Source organism: Sorangium sp. So ce448 (assembly GCF_051520915.1).
Lineage (GTDB): Bacteria > Myxococcota_A > Polyangia > Polyangiales > Polyangiaceae > Sorangium > Sorangium cellulosum_B.
Map to the genome: position 1 here is coordinate 7,980,452 of NZ_CP150343.1, position 13,678 is coordinate 7,994,129.

The following is a 13,678-nucleotide window of genomic DNA, read 5'->3' on the forward strand; positions in this document are numbered from 1 at the left end:
AAGTGAGCTATTTCAACTCTCCATTTTCGCAAGGAAGAGCGCGGACCGTATGCAGGCACCTACCGTCCTGATCGTCGATCATGACGAGGCCCAACGAGAGGAGATCCGCCGCACGCTCGAGGCCGCTGGGCTGCGGGTCGAGCTCGCAGCGACGGTCGCGGAGAGCCTGCGAAGAGCCCATCGGCCGCCGGACCTGGTGCTCATCGGCGTCGATCTGCCGGACGGCGCGCGGTGCGAGCTCTGCCAGCGCCTCCAGGCGGAGCTGGGCGCGGCGGCCACGCCGGTGCTGCACGCGAGCCGGCCGAGCGCGGCCGTCGGTCAGCCATCGACGTCGAGTTCGACGCTCCATTCGACGTGCGGCTCGACGTCCAGTTCAACGTACGGTTCAACGTCCAGTTCAACGTCCAGTTCAACGTACGGTTCCGCGTACGATTGCTGTCGTGCCGGCTCGCGCGCATGGCCGACCGAGGGCCGGCTCCTGATGACGGCCGTCCGCGCTCTGCTCGAGGCGCGCGCGGCGAACGTCGCGCGCGCCGAGAGCGACGAGCGGTACCGCGCGGCCTTCGACCAGGCGGCGGTGGGGATGGCCCACGTCTCCCTCGACGACCGCTTGCTCCGCGTGAACCCGAAGCTCTGTGAGCTGCTCGGATACACCGTCGAGGAGCTGATGGCGCTCCGCGCCCAGGATCTCCGGCACCCGGACCACGCGGAGGGAGCGCTCCGGCACGTCCATGCGCTGGGCGATGGGAAGATCCGCTCTTCCACCACAGAAGAGCGCTGCCTGCGGCGGGACGGGTCGATGCTCTGGGTCGCGGTCACGCGCTCGCTCGCCCGCGATCGCGCGGGGGCGCCGCTGTACGTCGTCGAGGTCGTGAACGAGATCGAGCGCCGCAAGCGGGCCGAGGAGGCGCGGGAGCGGGCCTTCGCCTGCGAGCGCGTCGCGCGCATCCGGGTCGAGCTGGCGGAGGCCCGCATCGCGCGCCTCCAGACGTTCACGTCCGAGCTCTCGCGCGCGGTGACGCCCGCGCAGGTGGCCGAGGTGGTCCTCTCGCTCGGGCTCGCCGCGCTCTACGCCGACGCGGGGTATGTCGCGCTGCTCGCGGAGGACGGCGTGATCGAGGTCCTCCGCGCGCCCGGCTACCCCGAGGACGTCGTCGCGCGCCTGCGCAGCATTCCCATGTCCGCGCGCATGGCTGTCGTCGACTGCATCCGCACGGGCCGGCTGCTGATCTTCGAGTCGCTCGCGGCGTATCAGGCTGCCTATCCCGACGCGCCGGTGGGCGACTGGGGCAAGACCCTGATCTGCGTCCCCATGACGCTGGGCGACGTGACCATCGGGGTGCTCGGGGTCACGTACCGCGACACCTGCCGGATCAGCGAGGACGACCGGCGCTTCATGACGACGCTCGCCCTGCAATGCGCGCAGGCCCTGGAGCGCGCGCGCCTCTACGAGGCCGAGCAGCGGGCGCGGCGGCTTCGCGAAGAGGCGCTGGCCATCGCGGCGCACGACCTCCGGAACCCGCTGTCGTCGATCATCCTGGCCGCGTCCCTGATCGAGCGATCGGCCCCCGCGGACGCGGCGGGGCAGCCGATCCGCAACCGGGCGCGGCAGATCAAGCGCGCCGCGGAGCGCACCGTCGAGATGCTCGGCGAGCTGCTCGACGCCGCGATCATCGAGGCGAAGGGCCTGAAGCTGGACATCCAGCCGTGCGAGGTGGGCTCGCTCGTGCGCGAGGTCACCGAGATGCTGGCGCCGCTCGCCGAGCAGAAGCGGATCCAGCTCCACACCCTCCTTCCGGGGAGCGGCCTGGAGCTCAGCTGCGACCGTGGCCGCATGCTCCAGGTGCTGTCGAACCTCGTGGGCAACGCCCTGAAGTTCACCGCCGAAGGACGGGAGATCACGATCGGCGCGGAGCGCCGGGGGCCCCATGTCCGCCTGTCCGTCAGCGACACGGGCACGGGGATCCGACCGGAAGACATCCCGCGCCTGTTCGATCGCTACTGGCAAGGGCGGGCGGCGCGCTGCGCCGGCGCGGGGCTCGGGCTGTACATCGTCAAGGGCATCATCGAGGCGCACGGGGGGCAGATCTCGGTCGACAGCGAGCTCGGCGCGGGGACGACGTTCTCCTGCACGATCCCCGTCACGCGCTGAACCGAAGGAGGCTAGAGCTGTCGGTGCGGCTCGGGGATCCGCTGCTCCACGTGGCGGGCATGGAGCTCCGCGCCGCTCTCCCCGGACGTGACCGCGGCTATTCGGCTTCGGCGAAGCGAAGCGTCTCGTGGCCCTCGCCGCTCGGCCCCCTCACCAGCGTGCCATCGTGGTTCCAGCTGATACCGCCCTTGCCCGGCGGCCCGAGCTCTACCGTGAACCCCTCCAGCGTGAGCCGATCCTCGTCGAGATAGGCGATGCCGATCGAGTCGCCGCCGCGTCCGGGGCCGCCGTAGCCGCCGGGGCCGCCGTCGCCCCCGTCGCCCCCGGCGCAGGCTCGCGTGCCGTCACCCAAGGCGCCTCCCGGTCCACCTCGGCCGCCTCGGCCGCCTTTCTCGGGGGCGCCGGCATTGCCGCCCGGACCGGCCTCGCCTGTCCAGATCGAGGTGTCGCGCACGGTCAGCCTGGCGTGAAGCGCGATGATCCCGATCGTCGGGCGTCCGTTCTGGCCCCCTCGGCCGCCTCGACCAGCGCAGCCGCCAGCGCCCCCGGAGCCGCCGCCGGCGCCTCCCTTGGACGCCGCGTCGCAGACAGCGAGCCCGCCCCGGCGACCGCCGCCCCCGCCGCCGCCCTGGCCTGGCGTGCCATCGCCTCCGTAGCTGGCTCTGCCGCCTTCCCACCCTCTCGGGGTGATGTGCCCGATGCCCCCGTCGGCGGTGCCCAGCGCACCGGGCTCTCCATCGAGCCCGGCTCGACCCGCTTCGCAAGGGGCGTCCCTCTCCTCCCCCGCTCCTCCCCGTCCGTCCGCCGAAACGGCAGCCACGCGCGGCTCCCCGTGCTCGCCGTCGCCGGCGGCGTCGGGCAGCCCATCCCCTCCTTTGCCACCGATGCTCGGGACGGCGCTCGGGATGACTTCGAAGCACGGGTTCTCCACCGCCGCGCCGCCAGCAACGGTGACCGCCGAGCACGCGTCGCCTCCCTCCTCCCCATCATGTCCGCGCCTTGCCCGGATCGACGAGGGCCACGGATAGCCATCTTCGCCCGCCTCCCCGGCTCCGGTGTGAATCTGGCCCCGGATGAGCTCCACGGCGGTGTTGGAGTGGACGAGCATCGCGGTCGAGCCCTCCGACCAGAGCTGCACGTCCATGATCGTCGATACCCCGTCCGCGGCTCCCGTATCTCCGGCGCTCGGCGGTATGACGGTCAATGGGCGGAAGGACGAAGTCAGCGATGTGATCCGCGTGGGGTCGTCGTTCTCACGCTCCCATGTCGTGCAGTTGAATCCCCCGACGAGATCCACGCCGGACGGCAGCGAGGTGAGACCGCCGAACCGGTGGTTGCACACGAAGACGCGTCCTCGCCCGGTACGCGCGAGCTCGATGCCGAAGTCCAGGCTGCGCACCGGCCTGGACCTCGTGCCTGGGTTTTCGTCATCCGCCTCAGCGGTGTAGCCGGCGACGAACACGCCGCAGCCAACCTCCGGGACACCGGCGGCGAGGCGTTCGAGACAGGAGGACTCCGACGGCGCGCCCGCCGGCGGCGCGGCGCTGCAGCCGGCCGTGACGAGCAACAGTGCTGAGGACAAGCAGGTAAGGTTCAGGCTTCGCATGCTTTTGTCCCGATGCTACGCCGCGGGTACAGGGCGGTTCAACGTGGACCGGCCCGGGGCGCCGCGCAGAGCGCAGGGGCCCTCGGTCCGTGCGCTCGCGCCGCGCATCCTCGGCTTCCGGCGCCGCCGCTGACGGGGAAGGCTGGCTGTACCCAGCAGGGGGCGCCGCTCGCCTGGCGCGGCGCCAACAGGTGGACGAGCACGCGATCCGCGCAGGCAGCTGGGAGCGCTGCGCGCTCTGGGCGGAGCGATCCGCGTCCATGTGGGTCCTCTGCTCCAGATTCTGTTTGACGCCGAACCCTGTCGGCAGAAGGGTGGCTCACCTCGCCATGTTGTCCGTCCGTCGCGGAGACAGGAGAAGGGGGCGATGGGCACACGAAGCCAGCGGATCCCATGGGTGATCCTGGTCATCCCCGCGCTCGTCGTCGTACCGGCGCAAGGAGAAGCGTCCGAGCTGAGCGCCGGTGTGAGCCTCGGGTGGCTCCAGGCCGGTACCGTTCCGCGCCTCGCGGTGGGGCCGCACGCGGGCATATCGTGGCCCATCCAGCGAGACATCCTGTTCACGGTGCACGACCTGTGCACGATCCTGCCCCCGATCCAGGAGGACGGGCTCGGGATCTACAACCAGACCTCGGTGGACATCGGGTACGCGTGGAAGGACGGCAACGTCAGCGCGGGGCCGTCTGTCGCGTTCTACCTCATGCCGGCGTGCGGCGTCACCTTGTGCGGACGCGTCGGTGGCTTGGCCGTGGGCGGCCACGCGCAGACCAACGCGTACGTCGCCGGACCGCTGGGGGTGTCGGCGAGCGTCAATGTGGATTGGGTCGGTCGGGGCAGTCTGGTGCTCCCGGCCTATGTGTCCGTCGTCGTCGTCGCTGGTCCTGTGCTTCGATGGAGTGAGAAATGAACGTGAGAAAAGTTCTATTGTTGATCTTGACTATCGCGGCTTGGGCGCTGGCGGCGTGCAACATGACGTTCGGCGACTGCTATCCTGTCGGGGAAAGAACTTCGGGTGCAGGGGCCGGTCCGGGCTCCGAGCCACGCCCCGTCTTCACCTCCTCCGCATCCGGTGACTTCGGGGCCGACCCCCAAGGCGGCGGCGAGGGCAAGATCGCGTGCAACGAGTGGGAGCTTGAAGAAGAAGAGGAGAGGCCGAGCGACAGCTCGGAGACCCCAACGACAACTAGCCCGACGAGCCCGCCAGACGCGTGCCCCGGAATCGGCGACATCGCCGGAGACGGAGTGACCTTCTTGAGCTGTAGCGATGCATGCAGATCGAAGTGTCCACCTGGAATGGCCTCATGGGTATTCGGTGGTTTCGATCCGTCGGAGTTTAATTTTGTTGTCATCATCAATGACCCAGGCACGGGTAAAGGCGGAGGGTGGCAAGAGGCCAAGGTAAACCTGGAGTTCAGGAGACTCACTGTCCCGCATCCGGTCAGAAGCTGGAACTGTAACTTTTCCATCGGCATGCCGCTCCGGACTGAGATCTATGGACAAATCGATGCAGACCGTGCAGCCAGCCTCAGCGAGGAGATCACGGAGGAGGTTGCAAACCGCATGGACTACGATCTCCCCCCGGGGATATTTTGCAGTAGATTCATCGACCAGACGCGGGCGACGTTCATGTCGAAGTACAAGGGGCTCGGCGCTAGGGTGACGAATCCATGATGATAACTCGCTCCGGGCTGCTCGACGTCGTTTACCGTTTTTACCCGCGAGGCGTGCGTAACACCGATCGCATCTACGTGCCTCCGGGCGAGCCCGTCTACAAGGACACGGAGGAGCACCGCCGCCTGGTGGAAGCCGCGAGCCGCGGGCGAGCGGAGTACCCAAGGTGGAACGCCATGATCGACAGGCTGGGGGATCGACACGGCCTTCAAAACGAGTCGCTCCACCTATTCTCCGGGGGGACCGACCCGGCGTACTCGGCCCGCATCTGGCTCACCAACGAAACGGCGCTCAGCTTCCATGTGTCCGTGCTCGGGCCCTACTATGGGATCCACCTGCCCGGCATCCCCGAGGAGGAGCCGGTGGCGCGCGAGGTCGCCCGGGAGATCGAGGCCACGTACCCCGGTTACCGGCCGATCCCACCGGAGATCGGGAACGAGGTGGTGCCAGATGTGGCGATGAGCGTGGTGTTGATGGGCGAGGCGACCATATACATGTGCCTCTTCTCGGAGGTGTGGACTTGGGTCGATCCGGTATAGCCCTTCCCTGGCGTCCGCCGTCTCGTGGCCGGATTCGGCGCCACGGTGTACGGAGCGCCTGCGCGCATCGAGGTCGACGCCCGCGGGCGCGCGATGACGCCGGCGTCGACCATGGCGCCGGAGCAGATAGCGGGGCCGCGGCGTCAAGGAATGCCGCGGCGTGGTCCGCACCTTCCGGCGGACCGGCGGCGGTGGTTGATGAAAAGGACGGGTGCCTGATGAAAAGAGCGTGTTCTCCCGGGTGCGGCGTGGTGGCTGTCTCCTTCAGCTCGGATCCCCGGGATTGGGTGTGGGTCGCCGTGGCCCTGCTCGTGCTCGTCGGCATGGGCGCTGCGCTCGTCTTCGGCTTCCGGCGCCGTCGCTGAAGCGGTAGGCCGCCCGCACCCCGGAGGGGGTCCGCTCCCTTGTCCTTCCGGTCGGCAGTGGCCGTCGCCGCAATCGGCTGGAGCGCGGCGATGGTTCCCGCGATCACGCCATGGCGGATCGCCCGAGGCGTATGCGCTTCACACCGTTTGCAGGGTTCGCCGGATGTGCCGTGATCCTATTCAGGGAAACGCAGCGTCTCGACCCGGCTGCCGTCCTCCCCTCGGATCTCTTCACCAGACCAATCCCAGCTCACGCCGCCCTTGCCCGGCGGTCCCAGCTCGTAGGTGACTCGCTCGAGCGTGAGCTGGTCCTCGTCGAGGTAGGCGATGCCGATCGAGTCGCCGCCGCGGCCGGGTCCGCCGTAGCCGCCGTCGCCGCCTCGGCCTCCCTCGCCGCCGCCACACGACCATGTGCCGTCCCCCACGGCCCCGCCCGGTGCGCCTCGGCCTCCTTCGCCGCCTCGCTCTGGCGCCCCTCCGTCCCCACCCGGCCCGGCGTCGAGCGTCTTGAGCAGGCTGTCCCGCACCGTCAGCTTGGCATGAAGCACGGCGATGCCGATGGTGGGCTGGCCGTTCCCGCCCCCTCGGCCGCCTCGACCGCCGCAACCCCCCGCGCCGCCGGAGCCGCCGCCGGCGCCTCCCTTGGAGGCCACGTCGCACACGGCGAGTCCGCCGCGACGCCCGCCGCCTCCGCCGCCGCCCTGGCCCGGCATGCCGCGGATGCCCTCGGCTGCCCTGTCGCCCTCCCATCCGGTCTCCGTGAGCCGCCCGATGCCCTCGCCAGGTGCGCCGATGGCGCCCCAGCTGCCGCTGTTCCCGCTGACGCCGCTGTCGCAACCAACGTCTTCGCGGTTGCCGCGTCCTCCTTGTCCAGCGTGGCCGGGGTCCTGCGCGGGTACGGGCTCGCCATCCTCCCCATCTCCAGCGCCGTCGACGCGCCCGTCGCCTCCCTTGCCACCGACGCTCGGGATCCCGCCCTCACACGGGTTCACCACCGCGGGCCCGCCGGCGATGGTGGCTGCCGTGCAGGCATCCCCGCCGTAGATGCCGTGCGGCCCGTCGGGTGCCTGATTCAGCCCGGGCCACCTCTCGCCAGGGCGGCCCCCATTTCCGTAGGATGCGCGGATGTCGCTCCGGGTAAACTCCACCGCGGTACCCGACCGAACGAGCATCCCGATATAGGTTCCGCCCAGGAGGGTCACGTGGTCGATCCTCGAGACTCCATCCGCCGCCCCGGTGTCGCCGGCGCCCGCCGGCTCGACGGTCAGAACAATGCCGAATGGTTTCTCGCGGACGATGAGGCCGGTCTTGATATCCTCCTTGAAGCGTTCAAATGTTTGGCAATGAAGGCCCCCGTAGAGGTCCACACCTGACGGTAGGACGACGGCTCCTTCGAAGGCGTCGTTGCACGCGAATACCCTTCCTCGGCCGATGCGTGCAAGCGCAATCGCGCGCCGGAGAGAGCCAACCGGCTTGGTCTTGGTGCCTGGATTCGCATCATCGCCGCCATAGAAAAATGTGTTGACGAATATGCCACAGCCGTCGTCGAACCGATCGGCCGCGAGGTGTTCGAGACAGACGGCTTCCGGCGGTGGGTCGTCTTGGCACGACGATGTGAGCGCGCACGGCGGTCCACCCGCATCGATGGGGCCTGGCGCGCTCTCGCAGCCGAGCGCGGCGAGAGAAAGAGCAAGGAGCGGGACAATCGTGCGTTTTGACGTCATCGGCATTCCTCGACGGCGGCGCCGCGATGAGCGACTCAACGGGGTGGCTCGTTTGGCGCACCGAAAGGATAGAGATGACCGTATGGGCCAGTCGCGCCTCGGCCCTCCTGGTCATCGATAGCGGCGTTGCCTGCGGGGCCGCCTTCTCCAGCTGTTCCAACCTCGAAGGTCGTGCCGGGCAGGATCGCCAGATGGGGGACCACGTACGCGATGCCTATGGCTGCACCGCCGAGCCCGCCACCGGCATCACCGCCGCTGCCACCGTCCCCGCCGAGGCCGCCCTCGCACGCGCTCCACATGTTGGTTCCAGTCAAGCCCTGGCCACCGTGCCCGCCAAACCGCCCGATGCCGCCTGGTTGACCCGTTCCGCCGACCCCGCCGTTGCCGCCGTTGCCCGCCACAACCTTCGTGGCGTCGAGTTCCAGCTCCGAGTCCTCCAGCGCAACGATGGCGATGCTCGCGCCGCCATAGCCGCCGCCCCTACCTCCCTCGCCGCCGCAGCCCCCGCTTCCCCCCGAGCCACCGGCCGCACCGCTTTGGGGGCGACCCGCAGGACACGCAACCATGTCGCCGCGCGACTTGCTGCCGCCACCGCCGCCTCCCCCTTGGCCGGCGCCCCCCTTCTTTCCATCCTCACCCCGGACACCCACCCATCCGTGGATGTCGAGGTAGCCTTCACCGACCGCGCCGTCAGCGCGGCCACGGCTGGCACCGAGCGCGCCGTCTGTCCCCCTCGTGCACGGACGGCTGCCCGCGCCGGCCCCGGCAAGGCCTTTGCCATCCGGATTCTCCCCGGGCTCCGGCTCTCCCGGTGCACCATCGCCGCCGCCGTCAAGCCCGCCGTCGCCGCCATATCCGCCCGTCGACTCGATGCCGTCGTCGCAGGAGTTGACAACCGGCAGGGCGCCCACGGCGGCGTCCGCGGTACATGCGTCCGCGCCGTGGTTCCCCTGCTCGCCGTCCTTCGCGCGGATGCTGAGCGCGTCCTCTCCCGGCTCCCCATCCTTGCCGTCGCCAGCGATGACATCGCTCGACACCACCTTCGCCTTGGCGCCCTGGCTCAAGATCATCGCGATCGAGGACTTGCCATCGCTCGCGGAGGCGTCGGCCGCCACGGCGCGCACGCCGAAGATCACGGACCTCGCGTCGTCCCCTGCGATGACCGCGTCGTTCCCCCCGAGGACCCGCAGCGGGATCCCCACCGGCGGAGCGATGATCGTCGGGTGATCCGGTCCGTCGAACGACCCCGCATACGACCAGTCGCCGCCGTCGCAGAGGCGTCCGCCCCAGAGGTCGACCCCCGAGGGGAGCGTGATCGTCTCCGCGAACTCCCCCCCGCACGCGTACACGCGCCGGGTCGCTGCCTCGCCGTGACCTCGCCCGTGCGCGGCGAGCCCGATCGCGTGTTGCAGGGTCTTCACCGGCGCGCCCTTCGTTCCGGGGCTCGTGTCGTCGCCCTGCTCGCTGACGAACACCCCGCATCCATCCAGCGCCGGCGCCATCGCTGGAGCGCCGTCACAGGGCCCCGGTTGGGGAGGAGGGCTCTCGCACAGGAAGCCCTCCGCGCAGTCGTCAGAATAACACCCAGACGTGCCGGTTGCGCCGGCCATGCCGAGCATGACGGACGCGAGGGAGCGTAGGACCTCTCGACCTCGCCAATTCAAGTTGCGACGCATACCCCTCTTTCCCCTCACCATGCTCCTTCGAGGATCACACCTGCCCGCTCGCTCGTCGTCACCGGTACGACGCGGAGGCGTTCGGCTGGTCGCGCGTCGCCGAAGATCGCAACCTCCGTGAGAAAGGAGGCCGCCGTCGCGATCCCGAACACCGCACTTGTCGCCAGCGACACCTTGCCGAGTGTGGCGAACAGGTCCCGCTCCTTGATCCGGCCATGAATGTCGGCGCACGCCGCCGGCGCGCTCGCTTTGCGGCAGGCGTCGGACGTCCACCCCTGCTCGCGACGTACAGTATTGGCCTCGCGCAGGTCGCTGTTCACCACATGAGCGCGCACGAGGAAGACCGCGCCAACTGCCGCCGTCGCCGTCGTGAGGACGACGCCGCCCATGCGCACCGTCCCCGGCCAGGCAGCCGCCGGCGCCGGAGCCTGCGTGGAGGTCCTCGCCGCCCGCGCGTCGGTAGCAGCCTTCTTCGCCGGGCCCCTTGGCTCGCCCTCGGCCGTACTGCTCTCCTCCGAGCGCAGCAACTGAAACGTCATGATGGGCTCGGTCCCCGCCTGCGCGTCCAGCGTCTGGGTGCTTTCCCCGCGGCCCGGTGCCAGGGCCCGCAGCATGTGCTTGCCAGGCTCGAAGAACAGTGTGTAGGTCCGCCTGGGCCGGCCGATGGACTTGCCGCCGACGAACACCTCGGCATCCGGCGGATCCACCGACAGATAGAGGGCGGCGAGGAACGGAACGGCCTCGGCCAGTCCGTCCGCGAAGGCTCTTTGCTGCGCAGGAGAAAGCGCCTTGCGCCGCTCAAGGCTCAAAGCCAGGTGCTCCGCCGCGTCACGGAACTTGCGCAACTTGAGCTCGCAGAGGCCCAGCTCTCCAGCGATCTCTGCGGACTCTCTCTCTGTGACGGACGTCGCGTCGATCGCCTCGAAGGCCGCCTTGTAGGCGGCGTGTGCCTCGGTCCACTTTCCCGATGCCCGAGCTCGCCGGGCGCGGCGAAGATGGTCCTTTGCGATCGAACCGTCACTTCGCGCGGATGCCGGATTGCGGTCCTCCGCACGGGCCGGGTGCGTGATGCCGATCGCGACGCCGAGCGCCAGGCACATCCAGAGGGATTGCGCAACCAAACGCATGCATGAACGGTACTTGCGCCAACCGTGGGGCGTCAACGGTGACAAAAATCTCATGAGGTGAACGGTCGAATGAGAAAATCCCGCCCGATCGGGGAATGCTGCACGCACCTCGTTCAGTCGCGTGCTGCGCACGTCGATGTGTCGCACCTTGTCCGACCGATGCTGGGGCCGCCCTGCATTTTTTTGAAGCCCTCCACGCGGCTCAGGTGTTCTACCGGTTATGGGCGAGCCAGGCAGCACCCCCACCGGCTTCAAGTTCTTCCGGCGCCTCGCGAGGCGATCCGGTGTCCCTGCGCGAGACGCAGAGGACGTTGCGCAGGAGGCGTTGCTGCGGGGAGTAGAAGCGGATCAGCGGCTCGATCTCGGGGAGGGCCGGACGGCCTACGGTGCCACCATCGTCCTGAACCAGGCGCGGAACCACGTCCGAAACGCACGTCGTCGGGGGGAGGTCCTGACCTCGTTCGACGATCACGAGCTTCAGGCGGAGTGCCCGACCCCGGAGGAGATGTTCCGCGCGCAGCAGCGGGAGGCGCTCCTCCGCGAGCTGATCGACCAGGTCGACCCCAAGTACCGCGACGTGTTGATCAAGCACGAGATCGAGGAGGTGCCGCTCGTCGAGATCGCCTCCGAGCTGGGGCTCAAGCCGAAGACGGTGAGGACACACCACCTCCGAGCGCTGGAGGACCTCTACGCGGCCGTGGAACGCCGGAGGGCGCGGCAGCGCTCCCGCGGATGGGACGACGCTGCGTGCGTCCCGTTCGCCTTCGATCTGCGCAGCCGCGCGGGGTGGCTGAGCAAGCTAGGCCGCCTGGGCATCAAGATCCTGGTGCAGGGAGCGGTCGTCGTGCTGACCGGCGCCGTCATCGCGACGTTGCCCGACTCGTTCAGCCCGGAGTCGTGGTTGCGGGCGGCGGTGGCGCGCGCTCCTGCGCCCGCACCGGCGGTGGAGGCGATCGCGCCGCCACCGGCCCAACTTCCCCTGCGCGCTCCGGCCACGCCGGCCGCGCAGCAGATCGCGCAGCCGGCGCAGGACCGAGACGCACGGACGCCTGCTCCGTCAGGCGCGCCGGTTCGTCGTCCCTCGCTCCCCGTCCGCGCCGTGGTCCCAGCTGTCAGCGAGCGCGAGCAGAGCCTCATCGACGAGGCCCGAAGGGCCGTCGAGGACCACAACGCGGTCGCAGAGGCGCGCCGATTGCTTGAGACACATGCGCGGGAGTTCCCGCGAGGACAGCTCGCCGCGGAGCGCGAAGCGCTCCTGGCGCAAATTCGCTGAGTCCTCGGCGCCCCTCCGACGGCCAGCAGGCGGCGACGCAAGTGATGTCGTCGGACAGCACGAGGCCGAGATCTGCCTTGCGTCCAGACAAGGACGTTCAGGCCCAGGAGACGAGACGCGATGAATGGGATGGAGGATCTACTTGGTGCGATGTGGCTCGTGTCGCCGCTCGGGCTCGCGATGATCGCGTGCGTCGCGATCGGCTTCGCGGTCACCGCGCGCGAAGCGCTGGGACGAGAGCGCGGGCTTCGCGAGGCGCGGGAGCACGCGCACGACGACGAGGAGGCAGCCCTCGCCGATGCGAAGGAGCAGGCAGCGGGCGAGCGAGACTGCTACCGGTGCCTTCTGGACTGTCATGTCGATGCGGTGCTCGCCGAGATGCCAGACGCCCGCGCGCGCCCCGTCCCCTCGCCGGGAAGGGTCCTCGAGTCGTTTTGCGCAACGATGCCGTCGTGGAGGAGAAAGCTGGCCGAGAGCACGGGGCTGGAACCAAGGGAGGTGGAGCGGTTGCTGAGGAGCGATCTCCCCATGACGCCCGGCCTCGCGCGGCAGCTGGAAGCCTTCACCGGCACGCCTGCTCGGTACTGGGAGCGCCTGTGGCGGCTGCACGACGACTACCGGACGGACGCAGAGGAGACCGTGGTGATCCAGGTCAGTGAGCCCGTCACCGAGCGCGAAAGCTCGGCGCGTCCCGTGTCGTCGGCGGCGGCGGTAACGCCGACGGTACCTCCCCGCGCGCTCGATGTTCCTCCGCCCGTGGTGTCGTCTCCCGAGCTTGCGGCCAGGAGCCCGCGCGCGAAGCTCCCGCCGCCTCCACTGCCGCGGCTGCGATCGCCGCTCCCCGCTCGCGCCGGGGCGGGGGCCGAGCCCGCGCGTCGCGCTGCCGACCTGACGAGCTTCCCGCTACAGCACGAAGAGGGCGGCGAAAGCCCTGCACGCGGTTCCGATTGGGAGGATGTCGAGCGTTCACCGCTGAACACGACCCTGCCGGGCGTAGGAAGCGGGGGATGAGTGGAATCCGAGGACCAAAGATCGAAGCTAGAACCATTGATTCAACGAATGGAATGGCGTGTTGTCCCGTTGAGCAAGGGGCACGTGCAGGCGCTCATCGAAGAAGGATTCAATGCCTACCACAGCGATCCAGCGGGTAAGGTGGCGGCGGCGCTCCTCTCGTTCGCTCGATCGGTCGTGGACGAGGCGACGCCTGGATGGCAGAGCGAGCCTGAAGCTCCCGAAGACCGTGCGCCGATCTGCCGCATCTCACCGCTCGAGGAAGCGATGAACCGTTGGGCATGTGGCGACGAAGAAGGGAGACGGCGGGTACTCGCGATCCTCGACGCGATGGGCGCGAAGGACCCCGCCGCCCGCGCTGCGCACGCGGTCCTGGCCTGGGCCGCGCAAGTGTACGAGCTCGCGACGAGAGCGGGCGTACACGGCTAGCCTGCGTTGGTGTGCCGGTGGTTCGTGACGGCGGCGTCGCGCAGGCGGATCTGGACGTGGCTGGGCAGCCCCCGCCGGAGGATGACTCGGCGGCTCCCGCGCACT

The 13,678-nt window shown here is 69.6% G+C and carries 12 protein-coding genes; 8 read left to right on the top strand and 4 right to left on the bottom strand.

The genetic code is table 11. The features are described 5' to 3' along the window. The first annotated feature begins 49 nt into the window (after nt 1–49). Nucleotides 50–2,152, top strand: coding sequence for an ATP-binding protein (locus tag WMF45_RS30065; RefSeq protein ID WP_437708326.1), 2,103 nt, complete (start codon nt 50–52; stop codon nt 2,150–2,152). 97 nt (nt 2,153–2,249) lie between these two features. On the opposite strand, the gene WMF45_RS30070 is transcribed toward WMF45_RS30065, so the two are convergent. Then, the gene (locus tag WMF45_RS30070; protein ID WP_437708328.1) at nt 2,250–3,734 is read right to left on the bottom strand and encodes a hypothetical protein; all 1,485 of its coding nucleotides are present in this window, start codon (nt 3,732–3,734) and stop codon (nt 2,250–2,252) included. Between the two features lie 391 nt (nt 3,735–4,125). Here WMF45_RS30070 and WMF45_RS30075 point away from each other — a divergent pair, with 391 nt between their 5' ends. The 4 genes from WMF45_RS30075 to WMF45_RS30090 all read left to right on the top strand — a co-directional run bounded on the left by WMF45_RS30075 (nt 4,126) and on the right by WMF45_RS30090 (nt 6,333). Then, a complete protein-coding gene (locus tag WMF45_RS30075) occupies nt 4,126–4,665 on the top strand; it encodes a hypothetical protein (protein ID WP_437708330.1) in 540 nt (179 codons plus the stop codon). Further along, the gene (locus WMF45_RS30080; protein ID WP_437708332.1) at nt 4,662–5,429 is read left to right on the top strand and encodes a hypothetical protein; all 768 of its coding nucleotides are present in this window, start codon (nt 4,662–4,664) and stop codon (nt 5,427–5,429) included. Before WMF45_RS30075 ends, WMF45_RS30080 begins: the two co-directional genes overlap by 4 nt. Further along, the gene (locus tag WMF45_RS30085; RefSeq protein WP_437708334.1) at nt 5,426–5,968 is read left to right on the top strand and encodes a hypothetical protein; all 543 of its coding nucleotides are present in this window, start codon (nt 5,426–5,428) and stop codon (nt 5,966–5,968) included. The genes WMF45_RS30080 and WMF45_RS30085 overlap by 4 nt, the downstream gene beginning before the upstream one ends. A 218-nt stretch (nt 5,969–6,186) precedes the next feature. Beyond that, nucleotides 6,187–6,333, top strand: coding sequence for a hypothetical protein (locus WMF45_RS30090; RefSeq protein WP_437708336.1), 147 nt, complete (start codon nt 6,187–6,189; stop codon nt 6,331–6,333). Nucleotides 6,334–6,509: 176 nt separating this feature from the next. On the opposite strand, the gene WMF45_RS30095 is transcribed toward WMF45_RS30090, so the two are convergent. The 3 genes from WMF45_RS30095 to WMF45_RS30105 form a co-directional block, all read right to left on the bottom strand. After that, entirely contained in the window at nt 6,510–8,057 is a 1,548-nt protein-coding gene (locus WMF45_RS30095; RefSeq protein ID WP_437708338.1) for a hypothetical protein, read from the bottom strand. Between the two features lie 35 nt (nt 8,058–8,092). Further along, the gene (locus WMF45_RS30100) at nt 8,093–9,676 is read right to left on the bottom strand and encodes a hypothetical protein (RefSeq protein WP_437708340.1); all 1,584 of its coding nucleotides are present in this window, start codon (nt 9,674–9,676) and stop codon (nt 8,093–8,095) included. A gap of 71 nt (nt 9,677–9,747) precedes the next feature. Beyond that, a complete protein-coding gene (locus WMF45_RS30105) occupies nt 9,748–11,007 on the bottom strand; it encodes a hypothetical protein (protein WP_437708342.1) in 1,260 nt (419 codons plus the stop codon). Between the two features lie 73 nt (nt 11,008–11,080). Here WMF45_RS30105 and WMF45_RS30110 point away from each other — a divergent pair, with 73 nt between their 5' ends. The 3 genes from WMF45_RS30110 to WMF45_RS30120 all read left to right on the top strand — a co-directional run bounded on the left by WMF45_RS30110 (nt 11,081) and on the right by WMF45_RS30120 (nt 13,573). Beyond that, nucleotides 11,081–12,133 carry an RNA polymerase sigma factor gene (locus WMF45_RS30110; protein WP_437708344.1) on the top strand — a complete coding sequence of 351 codons (1,053 nt, stop codon included), beginning with the start codon at nt 11,081–11,083 and terminating at the stop codon, nt 12,131–12,133. Nucleotides 12,134–12,253: 120 nt separating this feature from the next. Beyond that, nucleotides 12,254–13,144 (top strand): helix-turn-helix transcriptional regulator, encoded by an 891-nt coding sequence (locus WMF45_RS30115; RefSeq protein WP_437708346.1) that lies wholly within the window; start codon nt 12,254–12,256, stop codon nt 13,142–13,144. Then, the gene (locus WMF45_RS30120) at nt 13,145–13,573 is read left to right on the top strand and encodes a hypothetical protein (RefSeq protein ID WP_437708347.1); all 429 of its coding nucleotides are present in this window, start codon (nt 13,145–13,147) and stop codon (nt 13,571–13,573) included. Nucleotides 13,574–13,678 lie beyond the last annotated feature (105 nt).

What these genes read in the sequence shown, in the direction of transcription:
- WMF45_RS30065 (WP_437708326.1), top strand. Translation starts at nt 50, where the DNA reads ATGCAGGCACCTACCGTCCTGATCGTCGATCATGACGAGGCCCAACGA.
- WMF45_RS30075 (WP_437708330.1), top strand. Translation starts at nt 4,126, where the DNA reads ATGGGCACACGAAGCCAGCGGATCCCATGGGTGATCCTGGTCATCCCC.
- WMF45_RS30080 (WP_437708332.1), top strand. Translation starts at nt 4,662, where the DNA reads ATGAACGTGAGAAAAGTTCTATTGTTGATCTTGACTATCGCGGCTTGG.
- WMF45_RS30085 (WP_437708334.1), top strand. Translation starts at nt 5,426, where the DNA reads ATGATGATAACTCGCTCCGGGCTGCTCGACGTCGTTTACCGTTTTTAC.
- WMF45_RS30090 (WP_437708336.1), top strand. Translation starts at nt 6,187, where the DNA reads ATGAAAAGAGCGTGTTCTCCCGGGTGCGGCGTGGTGGCTGTCTCCTTC.
- WMF45_RS30095 (WP_437708338.1), bottom strand. Translation starts at nt 8,057, where the DNA reads ATGACGTCAAAACGCACGATTGTCCCGCTCCTTGCTCTTTCTCTCGCC.
- WMF45_RS30100 (WP_437708340.1), bottom strand. Translation starts at nt 9,676, where the DNA reads ATGCTCGGCATGGCCGGCGCAACCGGCACGTCTGGGTGTTATTCTGAC.
- WMF45_RS30110 (WP_437708344.1), top strand. Translation starts at nt 11,081, where the DNA reads ATGGGCGAGCCAGGCAGCACCCCCACCGGCTTCAAGTTCTTCCGGCGC.
- WMF45_RS30115 (WP_437708346.1), top strand. Translation starts at nt 12,254, where the DNA reads ATGAATGGGATGGAGGATCTACTTGGTGCGATGTGGCTCGTGTCGCCG.